The sequence below is a fragment of the Cupriavidus sp. 96C5-1 genome (assembly GCF_057798855.1).
Map to the genome: position 1 here is coordinate 144867 of NZ_JBYOJU010000016.1, position 13050 is coordinate 157916.

The 13050-nt window shown below is 67.7% G+C and carries 11 protein-coding genes; 9 read left to right on the plus strand and 2 right to left on the minus strand.

The window, feature by feature from the left end; all coding sequences use genetic code 11:
* The first annotated feature begins 2 nt into the window (after nt 1-2).
* The 4 genes from AC3FOF_RS19140 (at nt 3) to AC3FOF_RS19155 (ending at nt 7162) form a co-directional block, all read left to right on the plus strand.
* Nucleotides 3-842, plus strand: a complete 840-nt coding sequence (locus tag AC3FOF_RS19140) for a carbon-nitrogen hydrolase family protein (protein ID WP_276268331.1) — start codon at nt 3-5, stop codon at nt 840-842.
* A 398-nt stretch (nt 843-1240) separates the two neighbouring features.
* Complete coding sequence (gene imuA / locus AC3FOF_RS19145; protein ID WP_488727486.1) at nt 1241-2140, plus strand: translesion DNA synthesis-associated protein ImuA; 900 nt, start codon at nt 1241-1243, stop codon at nt 2138-2140.
* Nucleotides 2073-3635, plus strand: a complete 1563-nt coding sequence (locus AC3FOF_RS19150; RefSeq protein WP_276268333.1) for a Y-family DNA polymerase — start codon at nt 2073-2075, stop codon at nt 3633-3635. The genes imuA and AC3FOF_RS19150 overlap by 68 nt, the downstream gene beginning before the upstream one ends.
* A 32-nt stretch (nt 3636-3667) precedes the next feature.
* Nucleotides 3668-7162, plus strand: coding sequence for an error-prone DNA polymerase (locus AC3FOF_RS19155; protein WP_488727487.1), 3495 nt, complete (start codon nt 3668-3670; stop codon nt 7160-7162).
* Nucleotides 7163-7192: 30 nt separating this feature from the next.
* Here AC3FOF_RS19155 and AC3FOF_RS19160 read toward each other — a convergent pair whose 3' ends face one another.
* Nucleotides 7193-7444, minus strand: a complete 252-nt coding sequence (locus tag AC3FOF_RS19160) for a hypothetical protein (RefSeq protein ID WP_017230365.1) — start codon at nt 7442-7444, stop codon at nt 7193-7195.
* A 380-nt stretch (nt 7445-7824) separates the two neighbouring features.
* On the opposite strand from AC3FOF_RS19160, the gene AC3FOF_RS19165 reads away from it, so the two are divergent.
* Nucleotides 7825-9780, plus strand: a complete 1956-nt coding sequence (locus AC3FOF_RS19165; RefSeq protein ID WP_488727488.1) for a methyl-accepting chemotaxis protein — start codon at nt 7825-7827, stop codon at nt 9778-9780.
* A gap of 15 nt (nt 9781-9795) precedes the next feature.
* Here AC3FOF_RS19165 and AC3FOF_RS19170 read toward each other — a convergent pair whose 3' ends face one another.
* Entirely contained in the window at nt 9796-10704 is a 909-nt protein-coding gene (locus tag AC3FOF_RS19170) for a DMT family transporter (protein WP_017230367.1), read from the minus strand.
* A 188-nt stretch (nt 10705-10892) separates the two neighbouring features.
* On the opposite strand from AC3FOF_RS19170, the gene lysM reads away from it, so the two are divergent.
* From lysM to AC3FOF_RS19190, 4 genes are all read left to right on the plus strand, one after another.
* Complete coding sequence (gene lysM, locus AC3FOF_RS19175; RefSeq protein WP_017230368.1) at nt 10893-11378, plus strand: peptidoglycan-binding protein LysM; 486 nt, start codon at nt 10893-10895, stop codon at nt 11376-11378.
* Between the two features lie 136 nt (nt 11379-11514).
* Nucleotides 11515-11697, plus strand: coding sequence for a hypothetical protein (locus tag AC3FOF_RS19180; RefSeq protein ID WP_017230369.1), 183 nt, complete (start codon nt 11515-11517; stop codon nt 11695-11697).
* A 58-nt stretch (nt 11698-11755) separates the two neighbouring features.
* Nucleotides 11756-12004: a GlsB/YeaQ/YmgE family stress response membrane protein gene (locus tag AC3FOF_RS19185; RefSeq protein ID WP_017230370.1), complete on the plus strand. Its 249-nt coding sequence runs from the start codon at nt 11756-11758 to the stop codon at nt 12002-12004.
* A 47-nt stretch (nt 12005-12051) separates the two neighbouring features.
* The gene (locus tag AC3FOF_RS19190; RefSeq protein ID WP_017230371.1) at nt 12052-12546 is read left to right on the plus strand and encodes a hypothetical protein; all 495 of its coding nucleotides are present in this window, start codon (nt 12052-12054) and stop codon (nt 12544-12546) included.
* The last annotated feature ends 504 nt before the right edge of the window (nt 12547-13050 follow it).

Below are 13050 nucleotides of genomic sequence, written 5' to 3' on the forward strand. Positions count from 1 at the left end.
TCATGCCAATCAGAGTGGCAGCCATTCAACTCGACAGCCGGGACGACCGCGACGCGAACCTGGCTGCGCTGGAGCACTGGATACTGGCGGCGGCAGGCGACGGCGCCAAGCTGATCGTCACGCCGGAATACACCGATGTGCGCGGCGACGCCCAAGCACTGCGCGCCGCGGCCAGCCCGATACCCGGCGAGGTCACCGGGCGCATCGCGGCGCTGGCGCGCCGCACCGGCTGCTGGATTCACCTTGGCTCGATGCATGAGCGGCTGGCGGACCAGGCCCGGCTCGGCAACAGCGGCATCACCTTCGCGCCGGACGGCGCCATCGCCGCGCGCTATCGCAAGGCCCACCTGTATGACGCGGTGGTCGACGGCGTTCCCTACCGCGAGTCCGCCGATTTCGCGCCCGGCGAGCATTTGCAGACCGTCGAGGCGGCGGGGCTGACGCTTGGCCTCAGCATTTGCTACGACCTTCGCTTCGGGGAACTGTATCGCACCCTGCGCGGGCGCGGTGCCAATGTCCTGGTGGTGCCAGCCGCTTTCAATCTGCATACCGGCCGGGATCACTGGGAGACCTTGCTGCGCGCACGCGCCATTGAAAACCAGTGCTATGTGGTGGCTGCCGCGCAGATCGGCGGCGCCGGGCCGGGATTGCCCTGCCTCGGGCGCAGCATGATGATCGATCCCTGGGGCACGGTGCTGGCCTGCATGCCGGACCGCACCGGCTATATCATGGCCGATCTGGATCCGGAGCGGGTAGCGGCCCTGCGCGCCGGACTGCCGGCTTGGGAGCATCGCCGCACCGACCTTTACTTCCGCAACGCGGATGGCACGGCGGCAGCTTGAGGCGTGCCACCCGCCTCCTATCGCCTGCATCGTCCGTCAAGCTAGACTCGCGGGAGTCCGTCCGGGCCAGTGTCTGCACGCCCGGCCCGGGCGCTCCCGCGCCGGCGACTTCCAGGCCTGGGAGCGGTTCGACCGCCTGCAGCGCAAACTCGGTGGCCTGGTCGCTTTGTTCATGGTCGCCGCGCTCGTGCTGGGCGGCTCTCTTTTCGTGGCGGGCTGAGATGCCTGCTTGCCCATCTCCTGGTCAGGGGCGGGCGGACAGCGTGATTGGTTGAATCTTCCGCTGTAGGGGAGCTTTTCTCTTTGATGCTTGCCGGTTTGCTTGCGGATACTGTATAAATATACAGTGTTCACCAGCAAATCCCCCACTCAGCTTCGGACTGAGTCGCAAACGTCATATGACCTCGCCATTCCTTGCCCCTGCGCCCGACTTGTCGGGCGTTTCGCCCTTGGCGCAGGCGCCTTCGGCCCGTCAGGGCGCGCTGGACGCATTGGAGCGCCGTTATCCCGGCTTGTGGCGGGCAGGGCAGCTTGGCCATCTGGGCCGGGTGGGCAGCGTGCCGGCCCTGGACACGGGGCATGCGGCGCTCTCGGCCGAGTTGCCCGGGGGCGGCTGGCCGGTGGGTGCGCTGACTGAGTTGCTGCTCGCCGACCCGGGTGTTGGGGAGCTGCGCCTGCTGCGGCCCGCACTGCGGGCGCTGACCGCTGCGCAGCGCCGGCTGGCGCTGGTGGGGCCGCCGTACCTGCCCAATGCCATGTGCATGGCCGAATGGGGTTTGCCAGCGCACCAGTTGTTCTGGGTGCGTCCCCCCGCTGGCGCGGACCGGGCCGTGGCGCAGGCCGATGTGTTGTGGGCCGCGGAGCAGGTATTGCGCAGCCAGGCTTTTGGCGGGGTGATGGTGTGGCTGCCCACGGCGCGTCCGGAGGCGCTGCGCCGTCTGCAGGTGCTGGCGCAGGCGGGGGATGCGGTGGCCTGGGTGTGCCGTCCGGCCAGCGTGCTGCGCGAATCGTCGCCGGCGGTGTTGCGGCTGCTGTTGTCGCCGTTGCCTGGCAATGCCCTGTCGATCACTTTTCATAAGCGGCGCGGGCCGGTGCGCGATACGCCGCTGGTGCTGCCGCTGGGCGAGATGATGGCGGTGCCCGCCCGGGCGGAATCCGCGTCGCCGGCGCCGGTGCCTCTGGCGCCCCTACATGCCACGGTTTCCCATGCCGTTGCGGGAGAGCAAGCCCATGTCGTACTGGATCGCGGTGCATCTGCCGCGCCTGTCGCTGGACGCGCTGCAGCCGAACTGGCCTGACTCCGCCTCGCATGCCTCTGCTGGCGCCTTGCACCACAGCGTGCCGGTGGCGGTGATGGAGCGCGAGCGCGTGGTGCTGGCCAACGGGCCGGCGGTGGCGCTGGGAGTGCAGGCCGGGATGCGGCGCGGCGGCGTGCAGGCCTTGTCGGCGCAGGTGGTGCAACTGGAGCGCGAGCCGGTTGCCGAGGCGCAGCTGATGACGGCGCTGGCACTGGCGCTGCTGCATTTCACGCCGCATGTCGCGCTTCATCCCGATCCCGATGCGGCTACCGTGATGATCGATGCCGGTGCCAGCCTGCGGCTGTTCGGCGGCCATCTTGCGCTGTGCCGCGCGGTGTATGCGCGGGTGCGCCGGTTGGGCGCATTCCTGCAGCTCGGTTGCGGGCCCACGGCCTTCGGCGCCGCGTGGCTGGCGGCGCAGCCGCTGCGGCGGGATCGCCGGGGCGCCATGGTGCGGCCGGCGCGGCGCGCGGTGCAGCCGGCCCGCATGGCGCGCCTGCTGGACCGGCTGCCGGTGGCCATGCTGCACGGTCTGGCCGACGACGGCTGGCTCGACGGCATCGGCTGCCGCACCGTGGGAGAGGTGCGCGGCCTGCCGCGTGCCGGCCTGCGGCGACGGCTGGGGCCCGATCTGCTGGCACGGCTGGACCAGGCTTATGGCGAGGTGCCGGTGCGCTTTACCTGGTTCAGCGCGCCCGCGGCCTTCGCGCAGCGCATGGAGCTGCCCGGCCGTACCGAATCCGTCCAGGGTGTGATGGCGGGCGCGCAGCGCCTGCTGCTGGCGCTGGCCGGCTGGCTGGCGGTGCAGCAGGCCGGCGTGACCCGCCTGGTGCTGCGGCTCGAGCATGAGCGCTACCGGCTTGGCTGCGAGACCCCGGCTACGCCGGTGACGATCGGCCTGGCGCAGCCCAGCCGCGATCCGGTCCATCTGTCGAAGCTGTTGCAGGAGCGGCTGGACAAGCTGCAGTTCAGTGTGCCCGCGGTGGGCCTGCTGCTGCTGGTGGAGTCCATGGAGACCTGCCTGCCGCAGAGCGATTCGCTGTTCCCGGAGCCGGGCGGCACGCCGGCCGAGCTGGGCCGCCTGCTCGATACGCTGATGGCGCGGCTCGGCCGCGAGAACGTGCTGCAGCCCCGGCCGCTGGCCGACCACCGGCCCGAGCGCGCCAACCGCTGGTGCCCGGCCGACGAAATGCCGGGAGGTTCGCCGCGCGAGGGCGCGCGGGCCACGCCGGGTCTCCCCGAGCGCCCGCTGTGGCTGCTGGAACAGCCGCTGCCACTGACCGTGCAGCGCCACCGGCCTTGTCATGGCGGGCCGCTGACCTTGCTGTCGCGGCCGGAACGCATCGAATCCGGCTGGTGGGATGGCGCGCTCGCCACGCGCGATTATTTCATCGCCGAGCGGGGCGATGGCCTGCGCTGCTGGGTCTACCGCCAGCGTCCGGGGCGCGAGGAAGGCGGTGAGTACCGCTGGTTCCTGCATGGCTTGTTCGCCTGAGCCTCATCCTCGTCATGTCCAGCAAGCCAGCCATGCCTTCGTTTTCCGCTTTGCCGTCCGCGCTTTCGGCGCTGCTGCCGGCATTGCCGGATTATGTGGAGCTGCACTGCATCTCCAATTTCACGTTCCTGGATGGGGCTTCCCATCCGGTCGAGCTGATCGAGCGCGCGTTTGCGCTGGGCTACCGCGGGCTGGCGCTGACCGACGAATGCTCGGTGGCCGGCACGGCGCGCGCGCATCACGCGCTGAAAGACCTGCGCGAGCGTACCCGCGACGCGGCCGCGCGCAGCGCGGCGCGGCTGGCTGCGGGGCTGGATGAAGATGATGACGATGAGGATCCCACCGAGGACGACAGGGAGGAAGCCGGCCAGCCCGATGGCGGGCACGGCGCGGATGGCGAGCCCCTTGCCGGGCCGGATCCGGATTCCGCGTCCGCCGCCAGCAGGGCCGCGGCTCCCGGCGAAGCCTGCCAGGCCCGCCTGCGCCGCCATGAAAAACGCACCGCCCAGGCGCGCGCCGCGCAGGATTTCCGCCTGCTGGTCGGCAGCCGTTTCACGCTGACCGGCCACGCCGGCGAGCCGGTGCTGCGCCTGGTGCTGCTGGCACAGGACCGCGAAGGCTTCGGCAACCTGAGCGAGCTGATCACCCTGGGCCGCACGCGGGCGGAGAAGGGCAGCTACCGCCTGCATCCCGACGACCTGGCCGCGCCGCCGCAGCCGGAGCAGGCTCACCTGCGCGGCATGCCCAACTGCCTGGCGTTGCTGCTGCCGTCTTATTGCCCCGAGCCCGACGCGCTGCTGCAACAGGCGCAGTGGATGCGGCAGACCTTCGGCTCGCGCGGCTGGATCGCGCTCGAACTATTGCAGGGCCATGCCGACGCCTTGCACCGGTTGCGGCTGGAGGCCGTCTCGGCGCAAACCGGCCTGCCGCTGGCGGCGGCCGGGGCGGTGACCATGCATGTGCGCTCGCGCAAGCCGCTGTCCGACGTGCTGAGCGCCATCCGCGTGGGCCAGCCGCTGGCCGAGTGCGGCATGGCGCTGGCGTCCAACGCCGAGCAGCACCTGCGCATGCGGCAGCGGCTGTCGCGGCTTTATCCGCGCGAGGCGCTGGCGCAAACCGTGCGGATCGCCTCGTGCTGCGATTTCTCGCTGGAGACGCTGCGCTACGAGTATCCGGAGGAACTGGTCCCGCCCGGCGAGACACCCTTCAGCTACCTGCGCCGCGAGACCATGAAGGGGGTGCTGCGGCGCTTCCCCGGCGGCCTCAAGCACCAGTGGCGAAAGCAGTTGATGGACGAACTCGCGCTGATCCGGGAAAAGCACTACGAGCCTTTCTTCCTGACCGTGCACGATATCGTGCGTTTCGCGCGCAGCCGCGACATCCTGTGCCAGGGGCGCGGCTCGGCGGCCAACTCGCTGGTCTGCTATTGCCTGTTCATTACCGAGGTCCATCCCAAGGACGCGAATATGCTGTTCGGCCGCTTCCTGTCGCGCGAGCGCGACGAGCCACCCGATATCGATGTCGACTTCGAGCACCAGCGGCGCGAGGAAGTCATCCAGTACATCTACGGAAAATACGGCCGCGACCGTGCCGCGCTGGCGGCTTCGCTGATCACCTATCGCTCGCGCAGCGCGCTGCGCGACGTTGGCCGCGCGCTCGGCATCGATGCCAGCGTGATCGAGCAGGTGGTCAAGGGCCAGGCGTGGTGGGATGGCGGCAAGACCTTTCTCGATCGCATCGCCCAGTACGGGCTGGACCCGGACGCGCTGGCGGTGCGGCAGTGGGCCAGCCTGACCGCGCAATTGCGGGGTTTCCCGCGGCATCTGTCGCAGCATGTGGGCGGTTTCGTGATCGCGCGGCACAAGCTGTCGCGCCTGGTGCCGATCGAGAACGCGGCCATGGAAAACCGCAGCGTGATCCAGTGGGACAAAGACGACCTCGAATCGCTCGGCCTGCTGAAGGTGGACGTGCTGGCGCTGGGCATGCTGTCGGCGATCCGGCGCGCGCTGGCATTGATTCCGACCCGCTCGAGCGCGCCGTTGCGGATGCAGGACATTCCCCGGAAAGACCCGCAGACCTACGACATGATCTGCGCCGCGGACACCATTGGCGTGTTCCAGGTGGAATCGCGGGCGCAGCAGTCGATGCTGCCGCGGCTGCAGCCGCGCACGTTCTATGACCTGGTGGTGGAGGTGGCCATCGTGCGGCCGGGGCCGATCCAGGGCGGCATGGTGCACCCCTACCTGAAACGGCGCGAGCAGCTGCGGCGCACCGGCAAGCCGCCGGCATATCACAATGAGGTGATCAAGGATGTGCTGGGCCGGACCCTGGGCGTGCCGATCTTCCAGGAACAGGTCATGCAGCTGGCCATCGATGCAGCCGGCTTCACGCCAGGCGAGGCCGACCAGTTGCGCCGCTCGATGGCGGCCTGGCGGCGCAAGGGCGACCTGAAGAAGCACCAGGACGCGCTGGTCAAGGCGCTGACCCGCAACAAGTATCCGGAAGCCTTCGCGCTGGCCATCTGCAAGCAGATCGAGGGTTTCGGCGAATATGGCTTCCCGGAAAGCCATGCCGCCAGCTTCGCCAAGCTGGTCTATATCAGCGCGTGGATCAAGTGCCATCATCCGGCGGCCTTCCTGTGCGCCTTGCTCAACAGCCAGCCGATGGGTTTCTATTCGCCCTCGCAACTGGTGCAGGATGCCCGTCGCCACCACGTGACCATCCTTCCGGTGGATGTGACGGTGAGTTGCTGGGAAAGCACGCTGGAGCCCGCGGCGCCGGAGCCTGCGGCGCGAGTGCGCGAGCGTGCGCAGCCGGCGGTGCGGCTCGGACTCGATCGCGTGGGCGGCATGCGCGAAGCCGCGGCCCAGCGCATCGTGCAGGCACGCGCCGAGCAGCCTTTCGCCAGCGTCGAAGACCTCGTGCTGCGGGCGCGGCTGGACCGTCATGACATCGATGCGCTGGCTGCCGCCGATACGCTGTCCGGCCTGGCCGGGCATCGCCGCCAGGCGCGCTGGCAGGCCCGTGCCGCCGCGCTGCAGGCGGCCCACCGCGACCTGCTCTATGAAGCGCCGCCGGCCGAGAGCGAACTACGCCTGCCGGCGCCGCGGCTGGGCGAGGACGTGGCGGCGGACTACGCCAGCCTGGGCCTGTCGCTCAAATCGCATCCGCTGGCGCTGCTGCGGCCGCGGCTGGCCGCCATGAAATACGCCACGGCGCTGGAACTGGCCCGTTGCGGCAACGGCCGGCGCGTGCGGGCCTGCGGCATTGTCACGGTGCGCCAGCGTCCGGCTACGGCCAGCGGCACCATCTTCACTTCGATCGAGGACGAGACGGGTGTCGTGAATGTGATCCTGTGGCCGGACCTGATCGAGCGCCAGCGCAGGGAAGTGCTGGGCGCCACCTTGCTGGGCGTGATCGGCATGTGGCAGCGGCAGGGAGAAGTCAGGCACCTGGTGGCGCAGGAACTGGTGGACCTGAGCCCGCTGCTGGGCCGTTTGATGGTCTCCAGCCGCGACTTTCATTGAGCGGTGCCGGGCCGGCACCATCCGGCAGCGTTACCGGGCGGATGCTTCCTGGTCATGAGGCCCGCCGCACAACGGCCTGGCCGTCTCTCCCTGCCACCCTACCGCCCTGAGCAAGGCATAGCCATGCGATGTGATATGCGGGCACGCCTGTCCCGGCGCGCATTCCTCGAGCGTCACCAGGCCGCGTTCCAGTAGCGCTTCCAGATCCACGGGATCGAGTTCCCGCCGATCATGCACATCGCGGGCCAGCAGCAAGGTGGCAAATTCGTGTGGACTCAGCATCGCCTACTCCTGGTTGAAAATCCTGATCGCGCGGACCGGCGGGGGTGGACGCCGCCGCCTGGGAAAAGACAGCACTCCCGTCCATTGGTTCAGGCGCGTTTTTCGTCTTGGCGAGGCAGCCGGCAGACCTCGCGTTCCTTTTTTCCTTCACTTCGGTTGTACGCGGCTTATGCGTCCGTTTCGTGTCCGGTACGTATCCCATCCTGGCGCGTATGTCACCGATTTCACGCCGGCATTACGCCCGCTTTTCGAGCATCCTGCACCTGCCTTGTGCTGTTTCCGCCCCGTGTTTGTGCAGGCCGGAATTACTGCGAAACATCGCTTCAGTAAGCTGCCGGATGGCCGATACAAGGCGCATTCATGCGTTTTCGGGATCTCTCGTGGCTACCTTTCTTTCTCCCGCAGTGCGCCTGATGGCGCGCCTCGATATCACCCGCAAGCTGGTCTTGCTCGCAGTCCTGTTCCTGATCCCGCTGAGCGGCTCGCTCTATGCGGTCCTGAGCCTGTCGGTGCAATCGGTCCGCGCCGCGCAGGACGAACTGCGGGGCCTCGCCATCGTCGACCGTGCGCTCGACTTCATGCGCGAAACGCAGGTCAGGCGCGGCGCAGCCAATGCCGTGCTGGCCGGCAATGCGGCATTCCGCGCCACCTTCGATGCCGCGGATGCCAAGGCCGGCACATACCTCGACGCGTTGATCAGGCAAGCCGACGCGGCGGCGGGCTTCGACGTGAGCGCGGACACGCGAACACTGGGGCAGGCGTGGAAACGCATGCATGAAACGGGCCTGGACGTCACGGCCGGGCCGCTGTTCGACATGCACAGCGCACTGGTCAAGCAGACCCGGCTGTTTATCGGCGATGTGGCCGACCGCTCCTCGCTCGCGCTCGACCCGGATAGCGGCTCGTACTACCTGGTCAACCTGATGGTGGGGCCGATGCCCAAGCTTGCCGAACTGAGCGCGCTGGCGCGTGGCCGGGGCGCCGCGATCATCAGCCAGGGCGGATATTCCGACGCGGCGCAGCAGGCCGAGCTGGCCGCGCTGGCCGAGCAGATCCAGGACGGCCTGGAATCCGTGCGGCGCGATATCGGCCGCGTGACGCGCGGTGCTCCGGACTATCGCGCGCGGGTGGAAGCGGCGCAGGCGAAGCTGGCCGCCATGGACGCCTTCCATCGCACGCTGAAGGAAAAGATGCTCGGCACGGGCGGCATCGCCATCGATGCCAAGGCGTACTTCGGCGAAGCCACCGCCGCCATCGATGCGGTTTCATCGGTCAACAAGGAATTCAACGCCATCGCCCGCGCCATGCTGGCGCAGCGCATCGCCGCCGGCGCGCTGCAGCTGGAAGTGCTGGCCGGCGTGGCGCTGCTTGCCGTTGGCGCTGCGTTCTACCTGTTCGCGGGCTTCAGCCGCGGCATGCACGAGGACGTGCGGGAAGTGGCCAGCATGGTGGCGCGGATCAACGGCGGCGACCTGGCGCTGCGGATCGAGGTGCGGGGCAGCGACGAACTCAGCGAGGTGAAGCGCCACCTGCTGTCGCTGGTGGAGAACTGGCGCGCGCTGATCGGCGATACCAAGATGGGGGCGCAGAACGTGCTGGTTGCCGCTGGCGAGATCGCGCAGGGCAACCTGGACTTGTCGCAGCGCACGGAGGAGCAGGCGTCGTCCCTGCAGCAGACCGCCGCCAGCATGGAGCAGCTTACCGCGATCGTGCAGCAGAATGCCGGCAGCGCGGACCAGGCCAGCGCACTGGCCGGCGAGGCGTCGGATATCGCGGTGGCGGGTGGCGCTTCGGTGGGGCGCGTGTTGCAGACCATGGGCGAGATCGAGGCCGATTCGAGGCGCATCGCCGAGATCATCGCGGTAATCGACGCCATTGCCTTCCAGACCAATATCCTGGCGCTCAATGCCGCGGTGGAGGCGGCGCGCGCCGGCGAATACGGCCGCGGCTTTGCCGTGGTGGCCACCGAGGTGCGCGGCCTTGCGCAGCGCGCGGGCAGCTCCGCCAAGGAGATCCGGTCCCTGATCTCGCAGTCGGTGCGGCGCGTCGAGACTGGCTCCGTGCTGGCGGGCGATGCTGCCGCGACCATGGACGGCATTGTTGCCGCGGTCAAGCGTGTGACCGCCATGATGGACGAGATCAGCCATGCATCCCGCGAACAGAGCAGCGGCATTGCGCAGGTGAACCAGGCCGTCACCCAGATGGATCAGGTCACGCAGCAGAACGCCGCGCTGGTCGAGCAGGCCGCTGCCGCCGCCGACGCCTTGCGGGAGCAGGCGCAACGCATGGAACAGTCGGTCGCCGTTTTCCGGCTGGAAGAGGCCATGCCGGCGTAGCGAAGGCGGCGGGCATCAGCGCCGGTTGGCGATCCAGATGCCCGCCACGATGGCGGCCAGCCCGGCCGCGTGAAACCAGCGCGGCCAGTCGCCCAGCAGCGCGGTCGACATCAGCGCGGCAAACACAGGCGTGAGCGTAAAGAAGAAGACCGGCAACTGGGCTCCGGCGCGGGCAATGGCGCGGTCCCAGGAAAAGTAGGCTAGCAGCGATGGGATCGTTGCCACATACAACAGGATGCCAATCACCTTGCCGTTCCAGTGCATCGGCACAGGCGCCGTCCACAGCTCCCACGCCACGAACGGCACGCTGGCCAGCACGCCCGCCACGATCTGCGCGAACAGCAGCACGGCCAGCGGCAGGGCTGGCCGCTTCTTGCGCAGCAGCCAGGTGTAGGCGCTCCATGTAATGGTGGCCGCCAGCATGAACAGGTCGCCGGGCACGAAATCCAGCTGGGCCAGCCGCTCCGGCTCGCCACGCAGCAGTACTACGCCCACGCCGGCCAGACAGAGCAGGGCGCCCAGCGCGTGCCGGCTGCGCACCCGCTCACGGAAGAAGAGTGCGCCGATGATCAGCAGGAAGATCGGCGCGGAGGCGCCGATCAGGGTGACATTGATCGGTGACGACGTGGTCAGCGCCAGGTACTGCATGGCGTTGTAGACCGAGACGGAGAGCATGCCCATGGCGGCGATGACACCGGCGTGCTGCTTCAGGGCCGCGGCATGCTCGCGCACGCCCCGCCGGACATAGGGCGCCAGCAGCAGCCCGGCCAGCGCCCAGCGGGCAAAGTTCAGCGTGATCGGCGGGATGGCGCCCGCGGCGTAGTGGCCGACGATGGCATTGCCGGCCCAGCTCAATGGCGGAAATGTCAGCAGGCCCAGCGTGGTCCAGTCGAGCCTGGTCTTGCCAAGCGAGGAAGCGGTCATCGGTGTGTTGTCGTCCTGTTTGTATTCTTTTGTTCTTCTCTGCTTTCCTGCTGGCATTATGCCGCAGACGTCAATTGCAAACGATTGTCAACACCCTGCTTTTGGCGGGTACCTTGCGCTAGTCTCCCCACCTATCGGGCTGGGTTCCAGGTCCGTTCATCAATTTTCTGACTCGGTTGGAGTGGGCTATGGGTATGCTGGATTTCATCAAGGATGCAGGCGAGAAACTGCTTGGCATTGGCACGGCAAAGGCGGCGCCTGCGGCCGATGCGACAAGCATCGTCGATGACGCCAATCGCGCGGCGGCTGCCTCGATCGAGGGGTATATCGCCAGCATGGGCCTGTCGGCCGACGGCCTGTCCGTCACCGTCGATGGCGCGCAGGGCGTGGTGACTGTCTCCGGCCAGGCCGCCGACCAGGCCACGCGCGAGAAGATCATCCTGTGCTGCGGCAATGTCCAGGGCGTGGAAAAGGTGCAGGACGACATGACCGTCAGCGCCGAATCCGCCGCCGCGCAGTGGCATACCGTGGCCAAGGGGGACACCCTTTGGGCCATTGCGCAGAAGTGCTACGGCAACGGCGCCCGCTACCCGGAGATATTCGAGGCCAACCGTCCCATGCTGAGCGATCCGGACAAGATCTACCCGGGCCAGACGCTGCGCATTCCGGGCTGAGCCCGGATGCTGGCCTGGTCGGCCAGCGCCGGATACGAACTGTTACACGGCGCTGCGCGCAGGCTGTCAACACGTGTAGCCGCCGGGCCGTTTCTACAGGCAACGCGCAAGATGCGCGGCTCACCTGGAGATTGACATGAAGAAGGTTCTCGCCATCCTGACCCTCGGCCTCTTTGCTGCCGGCGCTTTCGCCCAGGCACCTGCTGCCGAGGCCACCAAAGAGCCGGTCAAGGTCGAAAAGAGCACGCACAAGAGTACCAAGACGCACGGCACCAAGCATACCAAGCCGGCAACGCCGGCCAAGTCCGCCGCACAGTAATGCGGCGATTCGGGGTGCGCCTCGCTGGGGGCGCATTCCTTTTTCCTTCTCGTGACCTATGCACCTGATCTGGACGATTCTCATCGGCTTCGTGGCGGGGCTCGTAGCACGCGCCATTACCCCGGGCAACGGCCCTAGCGGCTTCTTCCTGACCGCCGCGCTTGGCATCGGCGGCGCGCTGGCGGCTACCTTCCTCGGGCAGGCTTTGCACTGGTATCGCCCAGGGCAATCGGCGGGCTTCATCGGCGCCGTGGTCGGCGCGGTGATTCTTTTGCTGGCCTATCACCTCATCAGCAAGAAGAGCTAGGCTAGCCAAACAAGCAAACAAGACATAGCGAAACACGGAACGCGATCATGAGCCTGATGGATTTTTTGCAGAGCGCGGCGACTGCCCTCGGCGGCACGCCCGAACAACAGGTGGACCACATAGCGCAGAACGCCCCGGCGGGCGCGCTTGGCGAGGTGCTGGCCAGCGCCTTCCGTTCCGATCAGACGCCGGCGTTCGGCAATATGGTGGGTGAACTGTTCGGCCAGTCCAGCGGTGCGCAGCAAGCCGGCATGCTTAACCAGCTGCTGGCAACGCTGGGCCCCGCCGTGCTGTCCGGTGCGGCGGGTGGCGCGCTGGGCAACCTGCTGCAGCCCGGCGCCACCCAGGTCACGCCCGAGCAAGCCAGCCAGCTCACGCCGGCACAGGTGCAGGAGATCGCGGCCCATGCCGAGCAGGCGCATCCGGGCGTGGTCGACCAGATTGCCGGCTTCTATGCGCAGCATCCCACGCTGGTCAAGACCATTGGCGGCGCTGCGCTGGCCATTGCGCTGGCGAAGTTCAAGGAAAGCCAGCAGGGCTGAGTCCTCACCCCAGGCCGCCTTGCGCGGTCTCGCGCCCGCATCGGGTCCAGGCCCGGCTCCATGAGAATTTTCGAATGGGGCTTGCCAGGATGATGCGGGCGCTTTAGTATTCGCCCCCTTCGCAATACAAAGACCGCTGCAACGCAGACGGGACCAGGGTTGCGGGGGTTGGCAGGGGAGGTTGGCGAGCCGTGTTCAGGCGCCGGCCGCAGCAAAGAAAGTTTGCGAAACCTGTTGACGAAACGATGATCACGCTTCATAATCTCGTTTCTCTGCTGCAGACAACGCAGCGACGCGGTAAGCAAAGCGAACCGCGGCCAGTTCTTTAACAAACAAACAACCGATAAGTGTGGGCGCTTGATAGCGGATGCGGAAGGCTTCGGTCTTTTAGCTTACAAGTTATAAAGTGCTCGCACAGTAAAACATGTTGGTTATGTCTTCGGACGTAGCCAGTCAGTTTTCTGAGAGTGAGCGACCGCTCGAAAGAGCGAGATTCTTCGGAAT